Consider the following 25,987-nt stretch of genomic DNA (forward strand, 5'->3'; position numbering starts at 1 on the left):
GCCACGGGAACGAATATTCCCCGCTACACCCTCCATGAACTGCGTAAACAGCGTCCCGTCAACGGAAATGCCGGGTCACACGTTGGCCGCGGCGATGCGCTGCGCCTGTGCGGACGCCAGGCTGCTGACCAGCTCCGTGCCCGTCGCGTCGGACGCGGCGATGGTGTAGGTGACACCGTTGACCGTGGCGGTCACGGTGGTCAGGGACTCGCCGACACCCTCACCCTCGATGGGCTCGCCGTTGAGGTCGACCCCGGTCATCGTCACCCGGGCCGCACCCAGGACGTCCGCACCCTCGACGGTGACGTCCACCGGCTCAGCGGAGTAGTGCTGCAGGGTGTTGTCGGTCTCGTCGGTCATCTCGCGGGTGAACTCCGCGCACTCGGAGACGTCCGCCGGGAAGGTCTGCGGGTCCACCTCGTCGGTGGTGACCATGACGTAGACACCGTCCTCGTCGTTGTCCAGCAGGGTGTAGCCGGCGGTGGCGGTGGAACCGGCGGGACGGAACATCCAGTCCATGACGGTCAGTCCGTCGATGGCCAGACCGGTGCACTGGAAGGGGTCGGCGATGGCGACTTCGCCGAGCGCCTGGCCACCGACGAGACCTTCGGCGTCGGCGAGCTCCGGATTGTCGGAGAGTTCGCTGAGCATCTCCGCCAGCGAGGGCTCCCCCTCAGCTGCCGGCGGGGTGTACTCGTAGCCCTCCGGGGTCAGGGTGTCGTCGATGATCAGGTCGGACGGGGCGCCGGAGGCCGGCTGGCCGGCGTCCGGGACCTCGACGGCGGCGGCGGTGGTCTCGTCAGACGCCGCGGCGTCGTCGGAGCCGCACGACACGAGCGCGAACGAGGCCGCCAACGGGAGGACGGCGAGGGACAGGGGCGTGGTGAAACGACGGATCATGGGAACCGGGGCATCCTTAACTCTGTGAAATAAAACGTCGTTATAACCGTACCCTGAGGCTCAATGCCCCCTGGACCCCAGCTCCCCGTACCGTCGTTCCGACACGAGCACCGACGTCCACGACACCGCCAACACCAGTGTGACCAGGACGGCGAACGTGCCCACGGCGACCACCAGGACGTCGGGGACGAGGTTGTCGACCCCCACCACGGTGGTGACCACCCCGACCCCGACCGCCGCGCCGGCCAGTCCCCCGGCCACCGCACCGCGCGCACCCGCGCCGACCACACCGGCACGCGTGGACGGAGGGCGCGCAGCGCCGGTGGCGAGCATGCCGACGACGAGCATGAACGACAACAGGACGACGGCGACGAGCACGGGCGCCCCCGTCAGCGCCCCGAGGACGCCACCGGGCCGGTCCTTGTCCGCACCGGCCGAGTACCCCCGGCTCTCCAACGCCGACACCACGGCGTCGGCGTCGCCGTCCTGCGCGACGGTGACGGCGACCGTGTCGAACCCGACGTCACTCGTCAGTTCCCGCTCGCTGACCCCTTCACGCTTCGCCAGCAACGAGACCACGAGGTCGTGGGAACCGAAGAAGGCATTGGGCGGCAGACCGGCCTGCTTCTCACCGTACGTGCCGGCGACCAGCATCGACGAGCTCTTGGAGGTGCCGGTCGACTCACCGGTCTTGACGGTGGAGGAGACGTCGATGTCGCGGCCGAGGTCCGCGGTGAAGTCGTGCCCGTCGAGGGAGTCGGGCGCCAGGATCTGGTCGCCGTCCAGCGAGAAGCCGTCGGAGACGCCGTCCGGCCGGGCCGAGGGCCGGTACTCGTAGACCAGCCCGTTCCAGCCGTCGCCGTCGACTTCGCCGGCGGTGTCGGCGTGGATGCCGGCGCCGTCGCCGACGGTCACGGTGTCAACGTCGTCCATGTCGGCGATGATGTCCATCTCGTCACCGGTGACGCCGGCAGCACCGTCGGACACCCCGTCCTTCAGCACGGTGAGCTCGCGTTCCGGGTCACCGGAGAAGGTGCCGGTCTCGGCCGCCACGGCGCGCAGCGACAGCAACGGGACGGCGACGACCGCGATGATCAGCACGAGGATGCCGAGGTTGGTCGCCAGTTTGCGCAGGATGAACTCCCGGTCGCTCATCGGCCACACCACCCGATTCCGGTCGGGTGCAGGGAGGACTGGGCGGAGGTCAGTGTGGAGAGGGGCACTGATGTCCTTAACGTCGGAGGGTCAGGCGTGCACGGCTCAGAATGCGCTGTAGGCCATGCGCAGGAAGAGCAGCGCCACCAGCACGGAGACGACGATGAAGGCCTTGCCCGCCCCCTTGGCCTGGTAGGCCTGCCGCACGGTGTAGCCGTAGATGCCGACGAGGATTCCGAAGACACCCGGCAGCAGAATGGCCCACACCCCCATCTCCGAACGACGGATCGCCACCGTGGCGTCGGAACCGGCCACGAGGGCGACGATCACGCCGAGAACCGTCAGCACGGCACCGGTGGCCAGCAGGATCAGTCCGCCGCGACGTCCCTCGGCGGACGTGTCGGCCGAGGCCTGGTCGGCGGCGGTGGCGTCAGCGGTGTTTGCGGCATTGGCGGGGGCGGAGGAATTGCTCATTAAGCAGCGAACTTTCTCATAAGTTGGTTCAAAACGATATGAGCATACCTTTTATCCCCTGCCCTGCCAATGGTTCTCACGGACCGTCAGCAGAACTTCACCATGCGTTTCCCAGGTCCGCGTGCTGGCGGACCCAGGTGTGCATGGCGATGCCGGCCGCCACCCCGGCGTTGATCGAGCGGGTGGAACCGAACTGCGCGATCGACACCGTCAACGCCGCGGCGTCCTGCGCCTGGGCCGTCACGCCCGGGCCCTCCTGGCCGAACAGCAGCAGGCACCGCTCGGGCAGCCGGGCGGTCTCCAGGGGCACCGAGCCCGGGGTGTTGTCCACGGCCACCACCGTCAGGTCGTGTTCGCGGGCGAAGGCGGTGACCGAGTCGGTGTCCGGGTGGTGCATCAGGTGCTGGTAGCGGTCGGTGACCATCGCCCCGCGCCGGTTCCACCGCCGCCGGCCCACGATGTGCACCGTGTCCACGGCGAAGGCGTTGGCGGTGCGCACCACGGTGCCGATGTTGGAGTCGTTCTCGAAGTTCTCGATCGCGATGTGCAGCCGGTGACGCCGCGAGTCGATGTCGGCGACGATCGCCTCCAGACGCCAGTACCGGTACCCGTCGACGACGTTGCGACGGTCCCCGTTCGCCAGCAGCTCCGGGTCGAAGTGCGCGTCCTCCGGCACCGGCACACCCGGGTACTCCTGCTCCCAGGGGCCCACGCCGACCGGATGATCGAACCACTCCGTGGGGCCGGTCACCTCTCTCGTCCTGTCAGTCCCTCGACGATCAGCAGCTGCGCGGCCACGTAGGTCGCCATGACCAGGCCGTCGACCACACCGTCCAGGCGCCGCACCAGCGGCGAGTCACCACGCAGGAACGCCAGACGCGCCAGGATCAGCCCGTCCGACAGGACGAAGAGGTTGCCGCCGAGGCCCACCCCGGAGAGGTCCGCACGCGCGTCAGCGTCCCCGACCTGCGGGTCGGACGCGAGCACGGACGTCGCCGCCAACGCCGAGCCGTAGCCCGCGGCCGCGGGAAGTGCGGCCGGCGCACCGCTCGCCGCGGTGACGATCCCGGAGGCCAGCACCGGCAGCCGCAACGCCACCGTCGAACGGCGCGGACGGTGCCCGCGTCGCCACAGCTCGGCGATGTAGGCCACCTGGTTCACGCTGAACGCCGCCGAACCCAGGTTCAGGTTGCGCGCACGGGTGGCGGCGTCATCACTGCGCCCGGCCTCGCCCATGAGCACCACGTCGCCCAGCAGCCCGCCGGCCAACCCGGCGAGCACCACCGGCAGGCGTCCGGCACCACCGCCACGTCCTGCGCGCGTGCAGGCGTGCCCGGCGAGCAACGGCATCAGCGCGGGCTTGACCAGCCTCGTCGCCCGGTCACCGCGACGTCCCGCCGCGGCGGCGACCACGGAGGCCGCACCGGCGGCGAGGTAGCCCGCGCGCCACGGCGAGTTCCGGGCGCGCGACATCAGGCCAGGCCCAGGTCTTCCAGGCCGAGCAGGCTGCGGTACTCCACGCCCTCGGCCTCGATGACGTCCTTCGCACCGGTGGCGCGGTCGACGACGGTGGCCACACCGGCCACGGTCGCGCCCGCCTCACGCACCGCGGCGACGGCGGTCAGCGGTGAGTTGCCGGTAGTGGTCGTGTCCTCCACGACCAGCACGCGCTTGCCCTCGATGTCCGGGCCCTCGATACGACGCTGCATGCCGTGCTTCTTGGTCTCCTTGCGCACCACGAAGGAGTCCACCCCGCCACCGGCGTGCATCACGGCGGTGGCGACCGGGTCGGCCCCCAGGGTCAGCCCACCGACGGCGACGTAGTCCCAGTCGGCGGTGAGCTCGCGCAGCAGTTCACCGATGAGCTTCGAGGACTCGCGGTGCAGCGTGGCGCGGCGCAGGTCGACGTAGTAGTCGGCCTCCTTGCCGGAGGACAGCGTCACCCGGCCGCGGACGACGGAGAGTTCGGTGACCAGCTCGGCGAGTCGCTGCAACTTGTCGGCGTTGACGGTGGGCGTGCTCATGGAGGCGTCCTAACTATCTGCGTGGGTTATCGGGAGGGTATGTCCGGTGTGGATCTTACGGGGTTCAGGTGTCCTCGGGGTCGACGACCTCCGCGTCGACCTCCGGGTACTCACCCGACTCACCGATGTGGCGGGCGTGGCGGGCCGACGGCGCACGGTGGCGCCCCCGCGAGGACTGCTCCGCAGTACCCAGGATGTCCACCTCGGCGGAGGTGGTGGCACCGGTTGCGCCGGTGTCACTGTCGGCCGGGTCCTCGCCGAAGATGGTGGAGCGCTGCTCGGCGGTGCGGATCACCCGCGGCCCGCCACCGGACGCCGTACGGCTGTGGTCAGGGTCCTCCCCGACCGCGGGGATCGGGTCGGGGTCCTGCGCGGCTCCGTCCGGGGCGTCCCCGTCCTCCGGGTACTCCGGGAACGACGAGGTGTCCCCCATCGTCTGTCCCTGCGAGCGCGTGGGGAAGTCCACCGGGGTGCTCGAGCGTTCCATCCGCGGACGCCCGGTGTCCCCGTCCGTGCCGGCGGCCTCCACGTCGACGTCGGAGACGGCGTCTGTGGCTGAGCCTGTGTCCGTGCCTTCCGCGCCCTCGGCGGAGGACGCCCGACGCGCCGCGTCCGGCACCGCCCGCAGGTGCCCGCGGTGCGCCGGCGCCTGGCGCTCACCGGACGCGGCGGACCCGGCGTCCTGCGCCTCGGTGTCCTCCGCCGCAGTCGCCGCAGTCGCGGCACCCGCCGCGGCACGCACGCGCGGACGCGTGGGGTCGGCACCACTCAGGTCGAGCTCGACCGAGGTCACGCGCGGCGGCAGGACCCGCGAGGCGTCCACCAGCGCACGCCCCTGCACCAGCACGTGGTCCCAGATCGGCGGGTCGGTCCTGCGGCCCATCTTCAACGCCACCCAGGTGGAGCTGAACGCGATGTCCGACACCGAGCCTGCCAGGGCGTGCAACGCCCCCTCCACACGGCTGTCCAGCATCCGGTCCAGCGCACGGTTGTCCGTGGAGTAGCCGGTGTACGGCGGACGGTCGCAGAGCTCGGAGTGACGCATCCCGGCGGGCATGCCGGCGGTGTCGGACAGGTGCACGCGCACCGGGGAGAAGAACTCCCGACGCAACGCCACCACCGTCACCCCGTTGACCTCGGCGAGGTGGAACTGGTGGCCGCCGGTGAACCCGGAGACCAGGTCGCGCGCCACGGTCGCCGCGGACCCGGTGACGGCGTCGGCGCTGATCAGCGTCATCAGACTGTCCGGCCACTCCCCCGGCAGGTACCGGTCCTCCTTGGCGTACTCGTAGCCGTGGGACTGCGCCCACTGTCGTCGCGAACGACGCCCGGCGAACAGGCCGTTGGACGACGCCGCGGCGTCGGTGGGGGTGGCGGTACCGCCTGTGCCGGTCGTGTCAGCGGTGTCCTGCGTGGATTCCGGGATGGGCTCCGCCTCCGGCTCCGTGGCCGGCTCGGGGATAGCCTCCGGCTCACGTTCCGGCTCCGGGTGCGCCGTCGGTGCGGCGTCCTGCGTCTCTTCCGGCAGGTCGTCCTGCAGGTCTTCGGTCGACTCGTCCTGCACCGGATCCGCGGTCGGGGCGGGTGCGGGGTCCGGCACCTGCTCGGGGACAGGCGCCGGGGCGTGCGTCTGGGAGGGGCCCTTCGACGCACGCCAGAACAGGCCCGCGGCGAGAACCAGCAGCGCGAGCCCGAGCAGAAGGACGAGGACGGCGAAAGACATCATGCCAAGCATAAACGAGGTGGCGGTGTAGCCGGGAACCACCGGCACGCGGCGTCCCCCGGACCCCGATCACCGGTACACCGCCCTGCAGTGGCGGCGAGCGAAACGATCACGAGAAGTCCGGCCCGCTCCGGCCCCTACTGGTTGTCGGCGGCGTACGCCTCGTGGTCCATCAGCTCGCCGTCGGCGGGGGCCTCAGAGACCGCCACCTCGTAGAGCCAGCCGGCGCCGTAGGGGTCGTCGTTGATCACGCCGGCGTTGTCCTCGAGGCCCTCGTTGACCGCGGTGATCTCGCCGGAGACCGGGGCGTAGATGTCGGACACGGACTTGGTGGACTCGACCTCGCCGTAGGGCTCGCCGGCCTCGACCTCGGTGCCGACCTCGGGAAGTTCGACGAAGACGATCTCGCCCAGCGCCTCGGCGGCGATGTGGGTGATGCCGACGCGCACGGTGTCACCGGCGGCGACGGAGGTGGCGTTCACCCACTCGTGCTCCTCGGAGTACAGGCGGTCGGTGGGCAGTGCAGTCATGGGGTTCTCCTCAGAACAATGGTGCAGTCAGGGTGGATGTTACTTCTGGCGCGTGTAGAACGGCAGCGCAACGACGGTGTAGGGGTGGGCCTTGCCGCGGATGTCGACGGTCACCGTCGATCCCACGGACGCCACGCCGCCCTCGGCGGCCGCCTCGGCGGCGACGTAGCCCATCGCCACCGGGTGGCCCAGTGTCGGCGACAGTGCGCCGGACGTGACCTCGCCGAGCCGGACGCCCTCGGCGTCCTGGATCTCGTAGCCGCCTCGCGCCGCGCGGCGTCCCTCGCCGACCAGGCCGATGAGCGTCTGCTTCGTGCCCTCCTCCTTGGCTCGCACGATGGCGTCGCGTCCGACGAACTCCTCCTTGGACTTCGTCGCCGCGAGGATGCCCAGCCCGGCGTCCACCGGGGTGAGCTGCAGGCTCAGCTCGTTGCCGTAGAGCGGCATGCCGGCCTCCAGGCGCAGCGTGTCGCGCGCCGCCAGGCCGCAGGGGCGCACCCCGTGCGGGGCACCGGCGGCGAGCGCCGCGTCCCACACGGCGGTCGCCTGTGCGCCGTCGGTCCCGTTCTCCACGAAGATCTCGAAACCGTCCTCACCGGTGTAGCCGGTGCGGGCGATGATCGCCGGCACGCCGGCGACGGTGCCCTGGAAGGCGGCGTAGTAGCCCAGCCCGCCCACGGCGTCCTGCACGGTCTCTCCCGCGCCGGACGCCTCGGGGGCGTCGGTGACCGCCTCGACGATCTCCAGCATCACCGCGGCGGCCTGCGGGCCCTGCACGGCGATCAGGGAGATGTCGTCGGTCTGGTCGGTGAGCGTGACGTCGAAGCCTTCCGCACGCTCGCGCAGCGCCTCGGCGACGGCGGGGGCGTTGCCGGCGTTGGGGATCACCAGGTACTCCCCGTCGGCGAGCACGTAGGTGATCAGGTCGTCGATGATGCCGCCGTCCGCGGTGCAGATCATCGAGTACTTCGCCTTACCGACCTTCACCGCCGACAGGCGCGAGACCAGGGCGTGGTCGAGGAAGGCCGCGGCGTCCGGCCCGGTGACCCGGACCTCGCCCATGTGCGAGAGGTCGAAGACGCCCACGGCCTCACGGACCGCGCGGTGCTCCTCGAGCTCCTTGTCGTACTTCAGGGGCATGTCCCAGCCGCCGAAGTCGGTGAACTTCGCGCCGAGCTTCTCGTGGACCGGGTGCAGTGCGGTGTGCTTGGTCATCAGTTCTCGCTCTCGGTAGCAGCTTCGATGTCGAAGTCCTCCAGCGGCGGGCAGGAGCACATCAGGTTGCGGTCGCCGTAGGCGTCGTCGATGCGGCGCACGGTCGGGAAGTACTTGTCGCGACGCAGCGACGCCACCGGGAAGGCGGCCTTCTCGCGGGAGAAGTGGCCGTGCGAGACGGCGTCGGCGAAGTCGTCGCGCACCACCGAGGTGGCGGTGAACGGCGCGTGGCGCAGGACGGAGTCCTCCACCGCGACGTCCCCGGCGATGACCTCGTCGATCTCGGCGCGGATGGTGCGCAGCGCGGTGATGAAGCGGTCCAGCTCGTCCTTGTCCTCGGACTCGGTGGGCTCCACCATCAGCGTGCCCGCCACCGGGAAGGCCAGCGTGGGGGCGTGGAAGCCGAAGTCCATCAGGCGCTTGGTCACGTCCGCGGCGGTCACGCCGGACTGCTTGGTCAGCTCACGCAGGTCCAGGATGCACTCGTGGGCGACCAGGCCGTTCTCCCCGGTGTAGAGGGTGGGGAAGCTGTCGGCGAGCTGGCGGGAGATGTAGTTGGCGTTGACCAGCGCCATGCGCGAGGCCTCGGTGAGGCCCTCGTCGCCCATCATGGCGATGTAGGTCCACGAGATCGGCAGCACGCCGGCGGAACCCTGGTTCGCCTGGGAGACCGGGTGCCCCTCCTGCACGCCGGGCTCCACGGTCACGTCGGCCCACGGGTCGGACGGCAGGAACGGCACGAGGTGCTCGCCCACGCACACCGGGCCCACGCCCGGGCCGCCGCCGCCGTGCGGGATGGTGAAGGTCTTGTGCAGGTTCAGGTGGCTGACGTCGCCGCCGAACTCACCGGGCTGCGCCAGCCCGACCAGGGCGTTGAGGTTCGCCCCGTCGATGTAGACCTGGCCGCCGGCGTCGTGCACCTTCGCGCACACGTCGCGCACGTGTTCCTCGAACACCCCGTGGGTGGAGGGGTAGGTGATCATGATGCCGGCGATCTGCTCGCCGTACTTGGCGATCTTCGCGTCGAGGTCGTCGAGGTCGATCGAGCCGTCGTCGGCGTTCTTCACGCCGACGACCTTCAGACCGGCCAGGGCGGCGGACGCGGCGTTCGTGCCGTGGGCGGACGCCGGGATGAGCACCAGCGTGCGCTGGTCGTCGCCGTTGGCGACGTGGAAACGACGGATCGCCAGCAGGCCGGCGAGCTCACCCTGCGAGCCGGCGTTGGGCTGCACCGACACCGCGGCGTAGCCGGTGATCTTCGCCAGCCGGTCCTCCAGGTCGTCGATGAGCTCCAGCCAGCCGGTGGCCTGGTCCTCCGGCACCATCGGGTGGATGCCGGCGAACTCCGGCCAGGTGATCGGCTCCATCGACACCGCGGCGTTGAGCTTCATGGTGCACGAGCCCAGCGGGATCATCGTGCGGTCCAGCGCCAGGTCGCGCCCGGCCAGACGACGCATGTAGCGCATCATCTGCGTCTCCGAGGACACCGAGTGGAACACCGGGTGGGTGAGGATGTCGTCGGTGCGCAGCAGGTCGGCCAGCGGGCCGTCCTGCGCGGTGAAGGACGCCGTGGCCACCGAACCACGCGCGCCGGCGACGACGGCGAGCAGCTCGGCGACGTCGGCGTCCGTCGTGGACTCGCCGACGGAGATGCCGACGTGCTTCTCGTCGACGTGGCGCAGGTTGAAGCCCGCCTCACAGGCGGCGGCGACGGTCGCCGCGGCGTCCGGCACCTGCACGGTGACCGTGTCGAAGAAACGGTCGTGGGCGAGGGCGAAGCCCGCCTCAGACAGGCCCACGGCCAGCGCGGTCGCCCGGCCGTGCACCGCCGTGGCGATCTCCCGGAGGCCCTGCGGGCCGTGCCAGACAGCGTAGAAGCTGGCCACCACGGCCAGCAGCGCCTGGGCGGTGCAGATGTTGGACGTCGCCTTGTCGCGGCGGATGTGCTGCTCACGGGTCTGCAGCGACAGGCGGTAGGCCGGGGTGCCCTCGGCGTCCACCGACACACCCACGATGCGGCCCGGCAGCTTACGCTGCATGGACTCCCGGCAGGCCAGGAACGCCGCGTGCGGGCCGCCGAAGAACAACGGCACACCGAAACGCTGCGCCGAACCCACCGCGATGTCCGCACCCGACTCACCCGGCGAAGTGACCAGAACCTGCGCCAGCAGGTCGCAGGCCACGGTGACCAGGGCGTCCTGCGCGTGCGCGGCGTCGACGGCCTCGGTGAGGTCGTCGCGCAACCCGCCGGTGGTGCCCGGGTTCGACACGACCACGCCGATCAGCGCGTCCTGCCGTGCGGCGATCTGCTCGGCGGTGACGTCCACGATCTCCACCGCGATGTCCACCGCCGCGGCACGCGCACGCGTGATGTTGATGCTCGACGGGTGCAGGGCGGCGTCCAGCAGGACGACACCGTCCTTCTTCGCCGCCTTCGTGTTCACCCGCGCCATCATCTGCACTGCCTCGGCGACGGCGGTCGCCTCGTCGAGCAGGGACGCACCGGCGACCGGCAGGCCCGTGAGGTCGCTGACCATCGTCTGGAAGTTCAGCAACGCCTCCAGGCGGCCCTGCGAGATCTCCGGCTGGTACGGCGTGTAGGCGGTGTACCAGCCCGGGTTCTCCACCACGTTGCGACGGATCACCGCCGGGGTGACCGTGTCGTGGTAGCCGGCGCCGATGAGCTGCTTCTTCACCGTGTTCTTCGCCGCGAAACCACGCAGCGTGGCCAGCGCCTCGGTCTCGTCGAGCGCCGGGGCCAGGCCGATGGGGCCCTGCTGGGTGATGCTGGCGGGCAGGGCCGCGGCGGCGAGCTCCGTGGTGCTGCCGTAGCCGAGCGTGCTGAGGATCTCCGCGGTCGCGGCCGCGTCAGGGCCGATATGACGGTTCGGGAATGCGTCGTGGGGCGTAGCCATGTGTCAGGGGGTCTCTTCCTGTGTGTGCTGTGGTGCGGACACGGGTGTACTCCCTCCCCACTCTGTCGATGGTGCCTGAGAGCTTTTTCTCCTTCGGCGGCCGGGTCACGGACGACGGTGACCGGCTCTTTCCAGAGCTGCCTCGCCACAATGGTGCTGGTGCCTGAGAGTGTCGACGGGGAGGTGTTGCTCCTACGGCGGCCGGTGCTGGTGCCGGCCTCTCCCACAGTGGCTGCGAACGGCGGATTCAGTTGTGGACGGTTCGCGGTCAGTATAACCGCGGCTGTGGCGTGGCACACCACAAACGGCCGGATCGCGGGTGGGGTGCGGGTGTGGGCGGGGTCGGTGCTGCACAGCGATTGACGCCCGACAGGACGCCACCTACGATTCCGGCAACCCTCCCCCTCTCTCCACTCTCCGAGGCCCGATGAAGAAGACCACGCTCACCACCCTGGCGCTCGCCGCCGCGGCGGCGCTCTGCACCTGCACCCCGTCGGCCCGGGACTCCGAACAGGCGCAGGACGCTACGACGCAGGACGCCACGGCGTCCGGCGAGAACGACACGTCCGGCACGGATGAGGACGTCGCCCCGCGCGACCGCGACGCGCCCGTGCTCGGGGCGTCCGACGCCGACGGCGCCTGTGACCCGGGCGTCATCGACATCGACCACGAGAAGAACACGCCGCACGTCACCTACCACGGCAAACCCGGCGACACGGTGGAGCTCACCTACGTCGAGAATGACGGCACCACCACCGACACGACCTTCGAACTCGAGGTCACCGCGACGACATACTCGACGGGAGCCGAGATCTTCAACGGCGACCTGGACCGCATCGAGGTCTCGGCGTCCGGCACCACGGGCACGCCAGGGAACTGCATCATCGACATATCCTGACGGACGCACCGCCGAAGGGGTATCACTGGTTGCATGAAGAAAACGTCCGCGCCCGGTGTCCTCGCCCGCTTCCGCGCCCCGAAGCTGCCCGTGCCACGTCAGGGTGACACGGCCCTGGTCACCGGAGCCACCTCCGGCATCGGTGCCGCGACGGCGAAAGAACTGGTGAAACGGCAGTTCCGGGTCGTCGGCACCTCCCGCGACCCCGGCTCGGCGGCCGCCCGGGCGAATACGCCCGACGGTGTGGAGCTCATCCCCCTGGACCTCGGCGACCCCACCTCCATCGCCGGTGTGCCGGACGAGCTGGCGAAGATCGGCGCCGGCCCGGTCACCGTGCTGGTCAACAATGCCGGGGAGAGCCAGAACGGCCCGCTCGAGGAGCTCCCCCGCGACGCCCTGGAGAGGCTCTTCCAGGTCAACGTGATCGGGCACGTCGAACTAACCCAGGCCCTGCTGCCGCAGATGCGAGCCGCCCGACGCGGACGCATCGTGTTCGTCGGCTCCATGCTCGGCAGCTTCCCGCTGGCCTACCGCGGCAGCTACGGCGCCTCGAAGGCGGCCATCAAGGCCTTCGCCTTCTCCGCACGCCGCGAGGTCGCCCGCTTCGGCATCGGGGTCAGCGTGATGGAACCCGGTGCGATCAACACCGGGCTCTCCGAGCGTCGCACCATCTACGTCGACGACCACGGCCCCTACGCCGAGGAGTTCGCCACGATGCTGACCCACCTCAACAACAACGAGGCCGACGGCATCACCGCCGAACCGGTGGCAGGTGAGATCCTCAGGGCCGTCTCGGACGCCCGGCCCCGCCCGCTCTACGCCACCGGGTCGAGCGCGCGGTTCGCCTTCCCCGCCGCCCGGCTGCTGCCGCGTGACACGATGGGCGGGATCATCGCCGCCAAGCACGGGCTGTAGGCGAGCTCAAGGCGAACTCAAGGCCGAGCTCAGGCCGACATCACGGCCGGCGCGAGTAGAACAGGTCGCGCCACGGCCTGGCGGACAGCGCCACCACCGCGGCGCCGACGATGCCGGTGAACATGCTCGCGCTGGCGATCACGTTGACCCACAGCAACATGGCGTTGCCCAGCACCAGTTCGAGCATCAGCACCAGTGCGCCGATCGTGCCCGACCAACTCAGCCCCACGAACACGCGGTTGACGGGGTGCCGCGCCGGGCCGAAGTAGCCGCGTTCGGTGAACACGATACCGCCGAGCATCAGCAGGAACAGCACCCCGAAGTAGCCGTAGAAGAGCAGTTCCCCCCACTGCGGGTCCAGCCTGTCGCCGAGACGGGTGACTCCCAGGAGCATCAGGAGGACACACGACACGGTGGTGAAACGGCGGAGCATCCCCCCAGCATAGGGGTAAACCTTCAGAACCGGAACAACACGTCCCCTGGCTCGGACGGTTCGCCGGGCATGAGCCCCTCCTCGACGCCACCGTCCTGCTGCATCATCACCACCGCCACGATCGGGTCGAAGCCGAGCCGCCCGATGGACAAGGGTGCGTAGGTGGTGACCCGCTGGCCGACCTGCACGCGCGTGCCCTGTTCGACGTGGGTGGAGTAGCCCTGCCCGTCGAGCTGCGCGGTGTCGATCCCGATGTGCACGAGGACCGGCAGCCCGTCGTCGGTGGTGACGAGGAAGAGGTGCGGCATCAGCCGGGTGAGCACGCCGGCCACCGGCGAGCACACGGTCACGTACTCCACCCCGGGGTCCGGGACCACCGCCATGCCGGGCCCGACCGTGCCCGCGGCGAACAGCGGGTCCGGCACGGCCGACAGTGGCGCGACGGTGCCGGGCATGGGGGTCACCACGTCGAGCGTGCCGGTCCCCGCCCCGGCAACAGATCCCGAGACAGATCCCGAGACGGACCCGGTCACTGACTTCCCTGCGTCCTCCATGTTGCCTCCCGGTCCGTTGCGGTGATGAGCGTCGGTGGCCAAAGGATAGAACGTGCGGCACACGCGTCGGGGCATAACCGCGTTATTTCGTCCAGAAAAGTTCTTCCTTTCCCGAGACTACCCCAACGCCACCGGACGCGAACGGTCGGAGGACCACTGCGACCATCCACCCACGTAGTGGCGCGCCACCGGCAGCCCGGCGTGCTCCATCAGCGCGATGAACAGGGCCGAGCTCACGCCCGACCCGGAGTAGACCACGGTCTCCGCGGCGACGTCGTCGCCGGTGATGCCGTGTTCGGCGAGACGCCCACGCACGACCTCGGGGGACGGGACGCGGCCGTCGTCGAGCAGCTCGGCGACCGGGACGCCGATCGCGCCGGGGATGTGGCCGGCGCGACGGTCCAGCCGCTCGCGGCGTCCCTCGAAGCGGTCCGCCGGACGGGTGTCGATGAGCAGCGGTGCCGCCGCCCCGGTGGACGCCGCGGCAGAGATCTCCTTCACCTCGTCCAGCGACGTCGTCGGCATGGTCGGCGCGCCACCGGCGAGTACCTCGAACGTCCCGCGTCCACGCAGGCAGCCGATACCGGCGGCGATGTCGCCGCCGGCCGCCAGCCAGGCCGGCGTCCCGCCGTCGAGGACGCGCACGTCGGTGACGCCCGCCCACCGCAGGATCCACCACGCGCGGGCGGCGTAGATCAGCCCGCCGCGGTCGTAGATACGCACCGGGACGCCGGGCTGGATGCCCCAGTCGTCGACGAAGTGCTGCAGGACGGCCCGGCTGGGCAGCGGGTTACGCCCGGCGGTCGCCGACGGCGAGCCGGACAGCATGGTGCCGGGGTCGCAGAAGAAGGAACCGGGGATGTGCCTGGTCACGTACAGGTTCCAGGCGGCGTGCTCGCCCCACTCCCAGTCGGAGTCGAGGACGATCATCCGCTCGCCACGGCTGCTGCCCTCGAAGAGGTCGGTGGCGGAGATGAAGGGTTCGGCGGTCGTTGTCGCGGGGGTGTCGGGCTGGCTCAGGGTCATGCGGACCAGTTTACGAGGGAAAGCGTGCCGCCGCCGCCCCGCATAGCGAAGCTCACAACCAGCCCCCTACAACCGGCCCCCTACAACCAGCCACGGTCGCGGGCGATGCGCCAGGCCTCGAAACGCGTGGCCGCCCCCGTCTTCGACATCGCCGAGGACAGGTAGTTGCGGGTGGTGCCCGCCGCCAGGTGCACGGTCTCGGCGATCTGCTCGACGGAGCCGCCCTGCCCGGCGACCTCCAGCAGTTCGGTCTCGCGCTCGGTCAGCGGCGACTCGCCGGCGCCGATCGCCTGGGCGGCGAGCTCCGGGTCGAGGTAGCGGCGTCCGGCGTGCACGGTGCGCACCGCGGTGGCGAACTCCGCGGCGGAGGACGTCTTGGGCACGAAGCCGGCGACGCCGGCGGCCAGCGCCCGCTTGAGCTGGCGGGGACGCCCGTGGCTGGTGACGATCAGCACGGCGACGCCCTCGGGGAGGCCGGCGGCGGTCTCCACCCCGTCGATGCCGCCCATCTGCAGGTCGGTGACGGCGACGTCCGGCGGGTGGTGCGTCCGGCACCAGTCGAGCAGTTCCTCGCCGGAGCCGAGGGTGGCGACGACGTCGAGGTCGTCCTCCAGCGACAGCAGGGTCGACAGTGAGCTGGCGACGAGGGACTCGTCGTCGACGACGACCACCCGGACGGGTTCTGCACTCATGGTTGCTCCTTTTTCTCTACTCACCGGGCAGGCGAAGGGTCACGCGGAAGACGTTACCGTCGCGCTCGGCGACGAGTTCCGCGCCGATCGGCTCGGCGCGACGCCGGATCCCCGCCAGGCCCGACAGCCGTTCGATGCCGCGGGTCACGCCGTCGTTGCTCATCGTCACCGCCTCGGCCGACCCGGGCGTGAAGTCGAGCCGCACGCGCGTGGCCGAGGAGTGACGCACCACGTTCGTCGTCCCCTCGCGCACCAGCCACGCCGCCAGCTCGCGCATCGGCTCGGACAGCGTCGTGGGGTCGCCGTCGACGTCCAGGTGGACGCCGGCGCTGTGCAGCAGCTGCCGCGCGCCGTCGACCTCGGTGGACAGGTTGACCGCCCGGTAGCCGTCCACCACCTCGTGCATCTCGGTGACGGAGGTCCGGGCCAGCTCCTGGAGCTGCGCGAGTTCACCGTCGGCACGCTCGTCGCCGCGCGCGACCAGCGCACGCGCCAGCTCCGCCTTCAACGACATCGCCGCCAGACGCTGACCGAGGGTGTCGTGCAGCTCCTGGGAGAACCGCAGCCGTTCCTCGCTGACCTGCAGGGCGGCGTCCGTCAGGCGGGCGCGGTCGAGCTGCTTGGCGATGTTGACCGTCCACGCCGAGGCCACCACGGTGGTCATCAGGAACGTCCCGAAGAACAACGGCAGCCACTCCAGCTCGTCCCACATGAGCACCGACGTCGCCGCCGAGAGCACCAGGGTGAGCGTCCAGCGCCACGGCAGCCACGGCAGCACCGCCGTCGGGGCGACGATGATGGCGATGAACACCAGGCACAGCCCCGTCACCGCCGTGGTGGACGAACCCGCCACGTACAGCAGGACGCCGAGCGTCCAGACGATCGCGGTGGCCGCGCCCGTCGCGGCCACGAGCCGTCCGGTGGGACGCCGCGGCCGGGTGTTGAACTCCGGGCGCCGCTCCACGACCAGCAGGGCCGCGACGGTCAGCACCAGCCCCGACCCGGCCACCACCGCCTGCTGCCACAGGTTGAGCGCGGGCCCCTGGCCGGCGACGGCCAGCGGGAGAACGACGGCGAGGACGCCGAACATGGCGACCATCAACTGCATGGACAGGCGCGTGTACACGGCGAGCTTCGCGCCGCCGCCGAGCCCGCGCCACGTCCTGCGTGGGCGGGTGACGGACTCCAGCACGGTCGGGTTCATGGTCCCCATTTAAGCAGTGGTGCCGGACGTCAGCGCCGGACGTCCCAGCGGACGTAACGGGCACCGGCCCACACGCACACCGCCGCCCACGCCAGCAGGATCAGCATCATCGGCCACGTCTCGGCGAGGACCTCCCCGGAACTCAACGCGGCGACGCCGTCCATCCGGCCCACGGTGGTACTGCCCGCCCAGCCGTACTGGGCCAGGTCGAAGATCAGGGCGAACGGGGTGCGGGCGAGGACCTCGTCGACACCCTCCGGGTAGAGCTGACGGAAGTTGCCCATCGTGGCGAACATCAGCAGCATCACCGGCATCGAGGTGATCTGCGCGGCCTCCGGGTTCTTCGTGAACCCGCTGGTCACCAGGGCCAGCCCACTGGTGACCGCCAGGCCGAGCAGCACAGCGACGATGAGCGGCAGCACGTTCACCGGCCCCGGCGCGCCGAAGACCATGAGCAGCACCGACATCAGCACCGTGAACACGATGGTCAGCACCGCCCCGGGGAAGGAGGAGGCGCCGAGGATCTCGGCGTCGCGCGCCTCACCGGTGCGCAGGCGTTTGAGCACGCCCTCGTCCCGGCGCGTGGTCACCATGGAGAGCACGGTGTAGAACTGCACGAACATCAGGGCGAAGAGCAGGAAGTACTCCAGCGCCGTGGCCGCGGCCTCGACCTTGGACTGCTCGTCGTCGCCGGAGAGGATGAAGAACATCGCCAGGCCGAAGCCGATGGGGATGAGCGTGGCGTTGACGAGCAGGGTCTTGTTGCGGCGGAACTGGAGGGTCTCCGCGCGGGCCAGGGCGACGAAGCGCCGGAGGGAGGTTCCGGCGGTGCCGGTGGAGTGGACTTCTGTACGGGTGGTTTCACGTGCGGTGGTGGTCATGACGGGTCCTTTCAGACGGCGCTGTCGCGTCCGGCGATCTTGGCGAAGACGCGCTCGAGGCTGGCGGGGCGGGCGGAGAAGTGACCGAGGGTGACGTCGTTGGCGGCGGCCCAGTCGAGCAGGCGGTGGGTGTCCTCCTGCAGCCGGGAGGTCTCGATCCGCAGCCGCACCCCGTCACGGGTGACCTGCGCGCCGGGGAAGGACGGGAAGACGTCCTGCGGGCGTCCTGCGCGGTTCCCGCCGGCGGCGCCGGCGTCCGGCAGGGTGAAGCTGATCTCGGCGCCCTCGGTGGCGGCGAGGTCGTCCAGCCGGCCCTCGACGGCGATCACGCCGGCGTCCATGATGGCGATCCGGTCGGCCAGATGCTCCGCCTCCTCCAGGTAGTGGGTGGTCAGGATCATCGTCACGCCGCGGTCCTTCAACGCCGCGAGCAACTCCCAGGTGCGGGCGCGAGACTCCGGGTCCAGGCCCGTGGTCGGCTCGTCGAGGATCACGATGCCCGGGTCGTTGAGCAGTGCGCAGGCGAGGTCGAGGCGACGCTGCTCGCCACCGGACAGCGAACCGACGCGCACGTCGGTGCGGTGGTTCAGGTCCACCTCGCCGAGCACGTCGTCGACCGGCAACGGGGTGGAGCACGTGCCCGCCCACATGCGCATCGTCTCGGCGACGGTGAGCTCCTTGGGCAGCCCGCCGGACTGCAGCATGATGCCGAGTTCCGGACGGATCCGCGCGCGGTCGGCGACCGGGTCCATGCCCAGGACGCGCACGGTGCCCTGCGACGGGGCGGCGAGCCCCTCGACGATCTCGAGGGTGGAGGTCTTGCCCGCACCGTTGGTGCCGAGCAGGCCGTAGACCTCGCCCTTGTCCACGTCGAAGGAGATCCCCTTGACGGCGGTGTAGGCGTCCTTGGACTTCTTCGCCTGGTAGGTGCGGGTCAGGTCGGTGACGCTGATGACGGGTGCTGTACTCATACCCCTGATCCTGCCGGGACAGGGTCGGTGCAGGTAGAGGGGTTTGTCATGAGCTGGCGCGCGGATGTCACGGGATCGACGTGACAGATGTCATGTCCGCGGTGAAGTGTAGGCTATCCTCTTGACTATTCACCGTCCCGAACAATGAGGATCACCATGACCGTCAGCTTCGTCCCCCTGCGCCGCGTCTCCGCGGCCCTCTGCGCCACGGCGGTCGCCGTCTCGCTCGTCGCCTGCTCCGATGATTCAGACGACTCTGGCTCTTCAGGATCCTCGAGTTCCGCGAACGCCGACGCCTTCCCCGTCACCATCGACTCCGCCCTCGGCGCCGCCACCATCGAGGAGGAGCCCGAGCGAGTCGTCACCATCGGGTGGAGCAGCCAGGACGTGGCCCTCGCCCTCGGCGTGACCCCCGTCGGCATGCAGGACATGAGCGGCGACACCGGCGACGACACCGGCGTGCTGCCCTGGGACCGGGAGGCGCTCGACGGCAGCGACGACGCAGACGGCGCCGAGCCGGAACTGCTCGACGCGTCGTCCGACGACCTGCCCTTCGAGGACATCCTCAACCTCGAGCCGGACGTGATCCTCGCCGTGAACTCCGGCGTCACCGACGAGCAGTACTCACGCCTCAGCGACATCGCCCCCACCGTGGCCTACCCCGGTGAGGCGTGGCAGACCAGCTGGGAGGACCAGACCACCACCGTGGGCCAGGCCCTGGGACGCGGCGACGAGGCCGAGCAGCTCGTCGAGGACACCAACCAGCTCATCGCCGACGCCAAGGACGAGCACCCCGAGTTCGACGGGAAGACCATCGCCTTCGCCTCCGGGACCAGCACCGACGGCCTGAACACCTACCTCGCCACCGACTCCCGGGTGACGCTGCTCGAGCAGCTCGGTTTCAGCATCGCCCCGAGCGTGCCGACCTCCGGGGAGTCCTTCTCCGTGCCGGTGAGCAAGGAGAACTGGTCCTCCATCGACTCCGACGTCCTGGTCTCCTGGTACCTCAGCGAGGACATCCAGGAGGAGCTGGAGTCCGACGCCGGCTTCGCCCGCATCCCCGCCGTCGAACGCGGCGGCTACGTGCCCCTCGTCGACCCGCCGATGGTATACGCCACCAGCGCGATCTCGGTGCTGAGCCTGCCGTGGATGCTGGACAACTACCTGCCGCTGCTGCAGTCCGCCGCGCAGGGCGACTCCCCCCTGTGACGGACCCTGTGACGGACGCTGTGACGGACGGCGACCTGCTGCCCGTCGCTCACCCGGCCGGCGTGGCCGCCGTCGACGCACTCGTCGCCGACGCCCGCGTCATCGGCTGGGCCGAGGGCCTGCACAACTGCGCCGAGTATCTCGCCGCCCGCAACGCGGTGATCGTGCACGGCGTGACCTCCCGGGCGTTCCGCCTCATCGCCGCGGAGACCAACGCCGAACGGGCCCGCGACGTGGACCGCTACTTCGCCGGCGACGGGCCGGACGCACCGCCGGACGCTCCGCCGGACGCGCTGGTCACCGCGATGTGGTCCTGGTACCGCACGCCGCTGGCGCACAACGCCGCGCTGCTGCGGTGGTTACGCACCTACAACGCCGGCGTCGCGTCCTCACGCCGTGTCGTCTTCACCGGGCTCGACTCCTTCGACGGGGACCACCGCGACCTCGCCGCGCGCGACCGCGTGCAGTACGACAACCTGCGCCGTCTCGCCGACGGACACCCGGGAGAACGCATCCTGCTGTTCGAGCAGACCGAGCACCTCGACCCCACGCTCGACGGCTCCCTCGGCTCCCACCTGGTCGGCGGCGGTCTCGGCGCCTACCGGGTCGCCGGCGCACTGTGGACCCCGGGCGACCCACGCGCCCGCTACCCGCTGGGCCCCTACGCTCCGCTGGCGGAGGCGGCTGCGGCTACAGCTACGGACCCGACAGCGGCCGGCGACGGGCCGACACCGCTCGTCGACGGCATCACCGTGTTCCCTCAGTCCTGGGCCGGCCCGTTCGACCTCCTGCTGATGTCCGACCGTTTACACGACGCCCCCCACTCCTGACTGTCCTCCCCCGACTCCCCAGTCGTCGACGGCAGGCACCCCGCACCCCCGAAAGTGTTGTACCCAGCCGCGTCGCCATATGCGCGGCGTGCGGCGCGTCCCGTAGCCTTGCCCGGCACCCGCCCCCGCCTGCACGAAGGATGATCGTCCTGCCACGTCCTGTCTCTTCTGCCTCCCGCCTCCAGGCCACGTACCTCCCCGCAGAACACGGCTTCGCCTGGTGGGGCGTCGACGACCTTCCCGCCACGATGGACGCCGCAGGGCTTCCCACCGGGCGTGCGACGACCGCGCGTCTCGTCGTGCCGGACGGCGAGAGTCTGCAGGTGGAGGACGTGGAGGTGTGCGTCACCGACCTGCTCACCACCGCGCGGTGCCTGTCCACGCTCACGCGCGTGCGCCAACTGGACGCCTCGGCGCGGGCGTGGCGCACGGCGTCCCGCAACGTCCTGCGTCCCCGTGCGGGACGCGACACGGACGCCGCACTCGCCGAGGTCGCGGGCGTCCTTCCGCCCGCCGGGCACGCCGTCCCGGACGAGGACGCCGCGGCGATCCCGTCCGCCGCCGCCCACCTCGCCCGGTTCCGCGACGACCTGGACACCGCAGGACGCCTCGACGGGCAGGTCGTCGCCGACCTGCGCCCCTACCAGGCGCAGGGCGTGGCCTGGCTGCGCGCCCGCGTACGCGACGACGGCGGCGCGCTGCTCGCCGACGACATGGGTCTCGGCAAGACGCTGCAGGTCATCGCACTGCTCGCGACGTCCTACCCGACGCGCGCCCACCTGGTCGTCTGCCCGACCTCGCTGCTGGGCAACTGGGCACGCGAACTGCACCGCTTCGCGCCACAGCTGCCGGTGCTGCGCTACCACGGCAGCACCCGCGAGCTGCCCGACGACATCGCCGCCGGGACCGTGGTGCTCACCAGCTACCCGCTGGTGCGCTCCGACTCCGCGCTGCGCGCCCGGACGTGGGGCGTCGCCGTGTTCGACGAGGCCCAGCAGCTCAAGAACCCGTCCTCGCAGGTCACGCGCGCCGCCGTGTCGTTGGACGCCGAGGCACGGGTGCTGATGACCGGCACGCCGGTGGAGAACGACCTCGACGAACTGTGGTCGCTGTTCTCCGTCGCGGTGCCGCAGCTCCTGGGCACGCGCGCACGCTTCCGCACCCGCTTCGCCACCCCGATCCGGCAGCGGCAGTCGCGCACGGCGGCGGCGCGGCTGTCCACGACGATCGCGCCGCACATGCTGCGTCGGACGAAGGACGGCGTGGCGCTCGAACTCCCGCCGCGCCTCGACACCACCGTGTACTGCGGCCTCACCGCCGCGCAGCGCGGCCTCTACCGCGACGCGGTCACCGCCGCCTTCAGCACCGGCTTCCACCACGGCGCAGGACGCAGCGGGCAGATCCTCGCGCTGCTGACCTCCCTGAAGCAGATCTGCAACCACCCCGACCAGTACCTTCATTCCGAGGGCACGCCTGCGCCGGGACAGTCGGGCAAGTTCGACCGGGTCGCCGAGATGCTCGCCGAGATCACCGCCGGCGGCGAGCGCGCCCTGGTGTTCACCCAGTACCGGGCGATGGGCGAACTGCTGTCCGACGGGCTCGCCGACCACCTCGGCTGCGCTGCCCTGCCCTTCCTCCACGGCGGGATGTCCGCCGCCGACCGCGACGAGATGGTCCGACGCTTCCAGGAGGACGACGACGCGCCGCCCGTGCTCATCCTCAGCCTGCGCGCCGCCGGATTCGGCCTGAACCTGACCCGCGCCTCACACGTCATCCACTACGACCGGTGGTGGAACCCGGCGGTGGAGGAACAGGCCACCGCGCGAGCCCACCGCATCGGCCAGAAGAACCGGCTGAGCGTGCACACCATGGTCGTCGGCGGGACGTTCGAGGAGCACATCGAGAAGATGCACCGGGCGAAGAAGGGCCTGGCCGACGCCGTGACCGGCGACGACAGCGCCGAGCTGACCAGCATGTCCGACGAGGAACTGCGCGACGTGGTCGACCTGAAGGAGGAGTACTGATGGCCGAGGCCGAGTTCGGGGCGACGCTGTGGGGACGCGCCTGGCTACGCACCGTGGAACGCACCGACGGGACACCGCGCGCCCAGCTGCCCAAGGCCCGCAGCCTCTCCCGCAACCACAAGGTGGACCTGGTCCTGCCGGGCGCGGATGCGGCGGATGGGTCGCCTGCTGTGACTGCGGCGGTGCGCGACGGGTCCTCCACCCACACCGTGACGCTCGCCCCCTGCGGCTGGAGCGCCGCCGAGCAGGACGCTGCGGGGAACGTCCTGGCCGGCCTGCGTCCGGACCCCAGCGGCGACCTGCCGGACGACCTGATCGGTCGCTTCGGCGACGCCGGCGTCCCGGTCGTCCCCGCTGCACCGGACGAGACGGCGACCTGCACGTGCCGTGCCCGGTCGAGGCCGTGCGCGCACATTCTGGCGACGTTGTACACCCTGGTGTCGACCATCGACGAACGTCCGGTCACGGCACTGGAACTGCGCTGCCCCGACGGTGTCGGCAACGGTGGCGGGGCGGGTGCCGGTTCAGACGCCGACTGGATCGCGCTGGAGGACATCGACCCGGCGACCTTCTTCGACCCGCCGGTGCGCTGAGCCTGCTCCCTGCCCCCCCCTGCCCCCTAACGCCAACGACGGTTCCTGTCCGGAATGACCGGCGAAGTGGAGACTTCGTCAGTCAGACCAGACAGAAACCGTCGGTTCGTCCGGGTCGGACTACGCCTCGTGCGCGACCGACTCGATGGTGAGCGCGTCGGTGGTCGGGTCGGCGACCCCGGAGGCGTCGCGCGGCAGGTCCACCTTCACGGTGTCGCCGTCGCGGACCTCGCCGGCGAGCAGCTTCTTCGCCAACGCGTCGCCGATCGCCTTCTGGATCAGGCGGCGCAGCGGCCGGGCACCGTAGGCCGGTTCGTAGCCGCGCTCGGCGAGCCACGCCTTGGCGTCCTCGGTGACCTGCAGGTCGAGCCGTCGGGCGGCGAGCCGCTCGGCGAGCTGGGCGACCTGGATGTCCACGATGGAGGTCAGCTGCTCCTGCGACAGGGCATCGAAGATGACCACGTCGTCGAGCCGGTTGATGAACTCCGGCTTGAACGCCGCCTTCACCGCGTTCATCACCTGCTCGTCACTGCCACCGGCGCCCAGGTTGGAGGTCAGGATGAGGATGGTGTTGCGGAAGTCCACCGTCCTGCCCTGCCCGTCGGTCAGGCGTCCTTCGTCGAGGACCTGCAGCAGCACGTCGAAGACGTCCGGGTGCGCCTTCTCGACCTCGTCGAACAGCACCACCGTGTAGGGGCGGCGCCGGACGGCCTCGGTCAGCTGGCCACCGGCGTCGTAGCCGACGTATCCGGGGGGCGCGCCGACGAGACGGGCGACGGAGTGCTTCTCGCCGTACTCCGACATGTCGATGCGCACCATGGCGTGCTCGTCGTCGAAGAGGAACTCCGCCAGCGACTTCGCCAGCTCCGTCTTGCCGACACCGGTCGGCCCGAGGAACAGGAAGGAGCCGGTCGGACGGTCCGGGTCGGCGACGCCGGCGCGGGAGCGACGCACCGCGTCGGAGACGGCGGTGACCGCCTCGTCCTGCCCGACGACACGTCCACCGATGACCTTCTCCATGGCCAGCAGCTTCTCGGTCTCGCCCTCCAGCATCTTGCCGGCGGGCACACCGGTCCACGCGGAGACGACCTCGGCGATGGTGTCCGGGGTGACCTCCTCGGTGAGCATGCGCTGCTCCTCGGCCTGGGCGGCCTCGTACTCCGCCTCGCCGACCTGCTTCTCGAGCTCCGGGATGCGGCCGTAGCGCAGCTCGGCGACGCGGGCGTAGTCACCGTCGCGCTCGGCGATCTCGGACTCGGTGCGCAGGCCGTCGAGTTCCTCCTTCAGCTCGCGCAGCCGGTCGATGGAGCCACGCTCGTTCTCCCAGCGGGCCATGAGCCCGTTGAGCTTCTCGCGCTCGTCCTCGAGTTCGGCACGCAGCTTGACCAGGCGGTCCTTGGAGGCGTCGTCGGTCTCCTGGCTCAGGGCCATCTCCTCGATCTCGAGGCGTCGGACGATGCGCTCGGCGTCGTCGATCTCCTCGGGGCGCGAGTCGATCTCCATGCGCAGACGCGACGCGGCCTCGTCGACCAGGTCGATGGCCTTGTCCGGCAGGAACCGGCTGGTGATGTAGCGGTCCGACAGGGACGCGGCACTGACCAGCGCGGAGTCCTGGATCCGTACGCCGTGGTGGACCTCGTAGCGCTCCTTGAGCCCACGCAGGATGCCGACGGTGTCCTCCACGGTCGGCTCACCGACGTAGACCTGCTGGAAACGACGCTCCAGGGCGGCGTCCTTCTCGATGTACTTGCGGTACTCGTCGAGGGTGGTGGCGCCGACGAGGCGCAGTTCACCGCGGGCGAGCAGCGGCTTGATCATGTTGCCGGCGTCCATCGCGGACTCGCCGGTGGCACCGGCGCCGACGATGGTGTGCAGCTCGTCGATGAAGGTGACGACCTCGCCGTCGGCCTCCTTGATCTCGTCGAGGACGGCCTTGAGGCGCTCCTCGAACTCGCCGCGGTACTTCGCGCCGGCGACCATGGAGCCCAGGTCGAGGCTGATCAGCTTCTTTCCGCGCAGGGACTCGGGCACGTCGCCGGCGACAATGCGCCGGGCGAGGCCCTCGACGATGGCGGTCTTGCCCACACCGGGTTCGCCGATGAGCACGGGGTTGTTCTTCGTACGCCGCGACAGCACCTGGACGACACGGCGGATCTCCTGGTCACGTCCGATGACCGGGTCGATCTTGCCTTCGCGGGCACGGGCGGTCAGGTCGGTGGAGTACTTCTCCAGCGCCTGGAACTGGCCTTCGGGCTCCTCGGTGGTGACCTTGCGGTTGCCGCGGACGGACTCGAAGGCGCCACGGATGGCGTCGAACGTGCCGCCGCGGTCGTGCAGGGCCTTGGCCGCCTCGGAATCGCCCTTGGCGATGCCGGCGAGCAGCACCTCGGTGGAGACGTAGGTGTCGCCGAGTTCCTCGGCGAGTTCCTGTGCGGCGGTCAGGGAGTTGAGGGCGTCCCGGTTGAAGTTGGGGTTGGCCATCCCGGAGCCGGACGCCTGCGGGTAGCCGGCGACGAGGTCGCGGGCGTCGCGCAGGACGTCGTCGGCGTCGACGCCGGCGGCCTGCAGGACGGGGCGGGCGATGGAGTCCTCCTGGTCGAGGATCGCCACGAGGAGGTGCGCCGGACGGATGTCCGGGTTACCGTTGGCGCTGGCCGACTGCAGTGCAGCCTGCATGGCCTCCTGGGTTCGGGTGGTGGGGGTGAATCCGCTCATCGTCAGTCTCCTTCTCTGCGTGTGCGTGCCGGTATCTACTTTAGCGCGTTCGTGTCAACTTTCGCTTACGGTAGTTCCAACGTCGGAAACCTTGAGTCTGTTCCAC

24 protein-coding genes and 1 riboswitch are annotated in these 25,987 nt (G+C 70.6%); of the genes, 6 read left to right on the forward strand and 18 right to left on the reverse strand.

Annotated features, from left to right (window positions below):
* Positions 1-75: 75 nt before the first annotated feature.
* The 10 genes from ACT3UN_RS04725 to gcvP all read right to left on the reverse strand — a co-directional run bounded on the left by ACT3UN_RS04725 (position 76) and on the right by gcvP (position 10,936).
* Positions 76-900: a hypothetical protein gene (locus ACT3UN_RS04725; RefSeq protein WP_444656511.1), complete on the reverse strand. Its 825-nt coding sequence runs from the start codon at positions 898-900 to the stop codon at positions 76-78.
* A 60-nt stretch (positions 901-960) separates the two neighbouring features.
* Positions 961-2,055: a hypothetical protein gene (locus ACT3UN_RS04730; RefSeq protein ID WP_444656513.1), complete on the reverse strand. Its 1,095-nt coding sequence runs from the start codon at positions 2,053-2,055 to the stop codon at positions 961-963.
* Positions 2,056-2,160: 105 nt separating this feature from the next.
* The gene (locus tag ACT3UN_RS04735; protein WP_444656515.1) at positions 2,161-2,529 is read right to left on the reverse strand and encodes a hypothetical protein; all 369 of its coding nucleotides are present in this window, start codon (positions 2,527-2,529) and stop codon (positions 2,161-2,163) included.
* Positions 2,530-2,626: 97 nt separating this feature from the next.
* Positions 2,627-3,280 carry a TrmH family RNA methyltransferase gene (locus ACT3UN_RS04740; RefSeq protein WP_301443530.1) on the reverse strand — a complete coding sequence of 218 codons (654 nt, stop codon included), beginning with the start codon at positions 3,278-3,280 and terminating at the stop codon, positions 2,627-2,629.
* Complete coding sequence (locus ACT3UN_RS04745) at positions 3,277-4,002, reverse strand: lysoplasmalogenase family protein (protein ID WP_444656517.1); 726 nt, start codon at positions 4,000-4,002, stop codon at positions 3,277-3,279. Before ACT3UN_RS04745 ends, ACT3UN_RS04740 begins: the two co-directional genes overlap by 4 nt.
* Positions 4,002-4,553 carry an orotate phosphoribosyltransferase gene (pyrE, locus tag ACT3UN_RS04750; RefSeq protein WP_444656519.1) on the reverse strand — a complete coding sequence of 184 codons (552 nt, stop codon included), beginning with the start codon at positions 4,551-4,553 and terminating at the stop codon, positions 4,002-4,004. Before pyrE ends, ACT3UN_RS04745 begins: the two co-directional genes overlap by 1 nt.
* 64 nt (positions 4,554-4,617) lie before the next feature.
* Positions 4,618-6,276: a hypothetical protein gene (locus ACT3UN_RS04755; protein ID WP_444656521.1), complete on the reverse strand. Its 1,659-nt coding sequence runs from the start codon at positions 6,274-6,276 to the stop codon at positions 4,618-4,620.
* Positions 6,277-6,413: 137 nt separating this feature from the next.
* Entirely contained in the window at positions 6,414-6,806 is a 393-nt protein-coding gene (gene gcvH, locus ACT3UN_RS04760) for a glycine cleavage system protein GcvH (protein WP_444656523.1), read from the reverse strand.
* Between the two features lie 39 nt (positions 6,807-6,845).
* The gene (gene gcvT, locus ACT3UN_RS04765) at positions 6,846-8,021 is read right to left on the reverse strand and encodes a glycine cleavage system aminomethyltransferase GcvT (protein WP_444656525.1); all 1,176 of its coding nucleotides are present in this window, start codon (positions 8,019-8,021) and stop codon (positions 6,846-6,848) included.
* Positions 8,021-10,936 carry an aminomethyl-transferring glycine dehydrogenase gene (gene gcvP, locus ACT3UN_RS04770; RefSeq protein ID WP_444656527.1) on the reverse strand — a complete coding sequence of 972 codons (2,916 nt, stop codon included), beginning with the start codon at positions 10,934-10,936 and terminating at the stop codon, positions 8,021-8,023. Before gcvP ends, gcvT begins: the two co-directional genes overlap by 1 nt.
* A 52-nt stretch (positions 10,937-10,988) precedes the next feature.
* Positions 10,989-11,081, reverse strand: a riboswitch (glycine riboswitch).
* A 282-nt stretch (positions 11,082-11,363) separates the two neighbouring features.
* Between gcvP and ACT3UN_RS04775 the strand changes: the two genes are divergently transcribed.
* Positions 11,364-11,834, forward strand: a complete 471-nt coding sequence (locus ACT3UN_RS04775; protein WP_444656529.1) for a hypothetical protein — start codon at positions 11,364-11,366, stop codon at positions 11,832-11,834.
* A gap of 33 nt (positions 11,835-11,867) precedes the next feature.
* Positions 11,868-12,749, forward strand: a complete 882-nt coding sequence (locus ACT3UN_RS04780; RefSeq protein ID WP_444656531.1) for an SDR family oxidoreductase — start codon at positions 11,868-11,870, stop codon at positions 12,747-12,749.
* A 40-nt stretch (positions 12,750-12,789) separates the two neighbouring features.
* Here the strand turns inward: ACT3UN_RS04780 and ACT3UN_RS04785 are convergent, their stop codons facing one another.
* The 7 genes from ACT3UN_RS04785 to ACT3UN_RS04815 all read right to left on the reverse strand — a co-directional run bounded on the left by ACT3UN_RS04785 (position 12,790) and on the right by ACT3UN_RS04815 (position 18,510).
* Positions 12,790-13,182: a hypothetical protein gene (locus ACT3UN_RS04785; RefSeq protein WP_444656533.1), complete on the reverse strand. Its 393-nt coding sequence runs from the start codon at positions 13,180-13,182 to the stop codon at positions 12,790-12,792.
* A gap of 23 nt (positions 13,183-13,205) precedes the next feature.
* The gene (locus ACT3UN_RS04790; protein ID WP_444656535.1) at positions 13,206-13,646 is read right to left on the reverse strand and encodes a PTS sugar transporter subunit IIA; all 441 of its coding nucleotides are present in this window, start codon (positions 13,644-13,646) and stop codon (positions 13,206-13,208) included.
* Positions 13,647-13,853: 207 nt separating this feature from the next.
* Complete coding sequence (locus ACT3UN_RS04795) at positions 13,854-14,762, reverse strand: sulfurtransferase (RefSeq protein ID WP_444656537.1); 909 nt, start codon at positions 14,760-14,762, stop codon at positions 13,854-13,856.
* 80 nt (positions 14,763-14,842) lie between these two features.
* Entirely contained in the window at positions 14,843-15,454 is a 612-nt protein-coding gene (locus ACT3UN_RS04800; protein WP_444656539.1) for a response regulator transcription factor, read from the reverse strand.
* A 16-nt stretch (positions 15,455-15,470) separates the two neighbouring features.
* Entirely contained in the window at positions 15,471-16,658 is a 1,188-nt protein-coding gene (locus ACT3UN_RS04805) for a histidine kinase (protein WP_444656541.1), read from the reverse strand.
* A 29-nt stretch (positions 16,659-16,687) separates the two neighbouring features.
* Positions 16,688-17,539, reverse strand: a complete 852-nt coding sequence (locus tag ACT3UN_RS04810) for an ABC transporter permease (protein ID WP_444656543.1) — start codon at positions 17,537-17,539, stop codon at positions 16,688-16,690.
* Between the two features lie 11 nt (positions 17,540-17,550).
* The gene (locus tag ACT3UN_RS04815; protein WP_444656545.1) at positions 17,551-18,510 is read right to left on the reverse strand and encodes an ABC transporter ATP-binding protein; all 960 of its coding nucleotides are present in this window, start codon (positions 18,508-18,510) and stop codon (positions 17,551-17,553) included.
* Between the two features lie 144 nt (positions 18,511-18,654).
* Between ACT3UN_RS04815 and ACT3UN_RS04820 the strand changes: the two genes are divergently transcribed.
* The 4 genes from ACT3UN_RS04820 to ACT3UN_RS04835 all read left to right on the forward strand — a co-directional run bounded on the left by ACT3UN_RS04820 (position 18,655) and on the right by ACT3UN_RS04835 (position 23,166).
* Positions 18,655-19,719, forward strand: a complete 1,065-nt coding sequence (locus tag ACT3UN_RS04820) for an iron-siderophore ABC transporter substrate-binding protein (RefSeq protein WP_444656547.1) — start codon at positions 18,655-18,657, stop codon at positions 19,717-19,719.
* Between the two features lie 8 nt (positions 19,720-19,727).
* Positions 19,728-20,549, forward strand: a complete 822-nt coding sequence (locus ACT3UN_RS04825; protein ID WP_444656549.1) for an erythromycin esterase family protein — start codon at positions 19,728-19,730, stop codon at positions 20,547-20,549.
* A gap of 140 nt (positions 20,550-20,689) precedes the next feature.
* Positions 20,690-22,573 (forward strand): DEAD/DEAH box helicase, encoded by a 1,884-nt coding sequence (locus tag ACT3UN_RS04830; protein ID WP_444656551.1) that lies wholly within the window; start codon positions 20,690-20,692, stop codon positions 22,571-22,573.
* Positions 22,573-23,166, forward strand: coding sequence for an SWIM zinc finger family protein (locus ACT3UN_RS04835; RefSeq protein ID WP_444656553.1), 594 nt, complete (start codon positions 22,573-22,575; stop codon positions 23,164-23,166). The genes ACT3UN_RS04830 and ACT3UN_RS04835 overlap by 1 nt, the downstream gene beginning before the upstream one ends.
* 120 nt (positions 23,167-23,286) lie before the next feature.
* Here ACT3UN_RS04835 and clpB read toward each other — a convergent pair whose 3' ends face one another.
* Entirely contained in the window at positions 23,287-25,881 is a 2,595-nt protein-coding gene (gene clpB / locus ACT3UN_RS04840) for an ATP-dependent chaperone ClpB (RefSeq protein WP_444656555.1), read from the reverse strand.
* Positions 25,882-25,987: the final 106 nt, after the last annotated feature.

It is taken from the genome of Corynebacterium sp. AOP12-C2-36, from assembly GCF_052379185.1.
Taxonomy (GTDB): Bacteria; Actinomycetota; Actinomycetes; order Mycobacteriales; family Mycobacteriaceae; genus Corynebacterium.

What these genes read in the sequence shown, in the direction of transcription:
- ACT3UN_RS04775 (WP_444656529.1), top strand. Translation starts at nt 11,364, where the DNA reads ATGAAGAAGACCACGCTCACCACCCTGGCGCTCGCCGCCGCGGCGGCG.
- ACT3UN_RS04795 (WP_444656537.1), bottom strand. Translation starts at nt 14,762, where the DNA reads ATGACCCTGAGCCAGCCCGACACCCCCGCGACAACGACCGCCGAACCC.
- ACT3UN_RS04745 (WP_444656517.1), bottom strand. Translation starts at nt 4,002, where the DNA reads ATGTCGCGCGCCCGGAACTCGCCGTGGCGCGCGGGCTACCTCGCCGCC.
- ACT3UN_RS04785 (WP_444656533.1), bottom strand. Translation starts at nt 13,182, where the DNA reads ATGCTCCGCCGTTTCACCACCGTGTCGTGTGTCCTCCTGATGCTCCTG.
- pyrE (WP_444656519.1), bottom strand. Translation starts at nt 4,553, where the DNA reads ATGAGCACGCCCACCGTCAACGCCGACAAGTTGCAGCGACTCGCCGAG.
- ACT3UN_RS04725 (WP_444656511.1), bottom strand. Translation starts at nt 900, where the DNA reads ATGATCCGTCGTTTCACCACGCCCCTGTCCCTCGCCGTCCTCCCGTTG.
- clpB (WP_444656555.1), bottom strand. Translation starts at nt 25,881, where the DNA reads ATGAGCGGATTCACCCCCACCACCCGAACCCAGGAGGCCATGCAGGCT.
- ACT3UN_RS04730 (WP_444656513.1), bottom strand. Translation starts at nt 2,055, where the DNA reads ATGAGCGACCGGGAGTTCATCCTGCGCAAACTGGCGACCAACCTCGGC.
- ACT3UN_RS04830 (WP_444656551.1), top strand. Translation starts at nt 20,690, where the DNA reads ATGATCGTCCTGCCACGTCCTGTCTCTTCTGCCTCCCGCCTCCAGGCC.
- ACT3UN_RS04805 (WP_444656541.1), bottom strand. Translation starts at nt 16,658, where the DNA reads ATGAACCCGACCGTGCTGGAGTCCGTCACCCGCCCACGCAGGACGTGG.
- ACT3UN_RS04800 (WP_444656539.1), bottom strand. Translation starts at nt 15,454, where the DNA reads ATGAGTGCAGAACCCGTCCGGGTGGTCGTCGTCGACGACGAGTCCCTC.
- ACT3UN_RS04780 (WP_444656531.1), top strand. Translation starts at nt 11,868, where the DNA reads ATGAAGAAAACGTCCGCGCCCGGTGTCCTCGCCCGCTTCCGCGCCCCG.
- ACT3UN_RS04815 (WP_444656545.1), bottom strand. Translation starts at nt 18,510, where the DNA reads ATGAGTACAGCACCCGTCATCAGCGTCACCGACCTGACCCGCACCTAC.
- gcvP (WP_444656527.1), bottom strand. Translation starts at nt 10,936, where the DNA reads ATGGCTACGCCCCACGACGCATTCCCGAACCGTCATATCGGCCCTGAC.
- ACT3UN_RS04810 (WP_444656543.1), bottom strand. Translation starts at nt 17,539, where the DNA reads ATGACCACCACCGCACGTGAAACCACCCGTACAGAAGTCCACTCCACC.
- ACT3UN_RS04755 (WP_444656521.1), bottom strand. Translation starts at nt 6,276, where the DNA reads ATGTCTTTCGCCGTCCTCGTCCTTCTGCTCGGGCTCGCGCTGCTGGTT.
- ACT3UN_RS04735 (WP_444656515.1), bottom strand. Translation starts at nt 2,529, where the DNA reads ATGAGCAATTCCTCCGCCCCCGCCAATGCCGCAAACACCGCTGACGCC.
- gcvH (WP_444656523.1), bottom strand. Translation starts at nt 6,806, where the DNA reads ATGACTGCACTGCCCACCGACCGCCTGTACTCCGAGGAGCACGAGTGG.
- ACT3UN_RS04820 (WP_444656547.1), top strand. Translation starts at nt 18,655, where the DNA reads ATGAGGATCACCATGACCGTCAGCTTCGTCCCCCTGCGCCGCGTCTCC.
- ACT3UN_RS04835 (WP_444656553.1), top strand. Translation starts at nt 22,573, where the DNA reads ATGGCCGAGGCCGAGTTCGGGGCGACGCTGTGGGGACGCGCCTGGCTA.
- gcvT (WP_444656525.1), bottom strand. Translation starts at nt 8,021, where the DNA reads ATGACCAAGCACACCGCACTGCACCCGGTCCACGAGAAGCTCGGCGCG.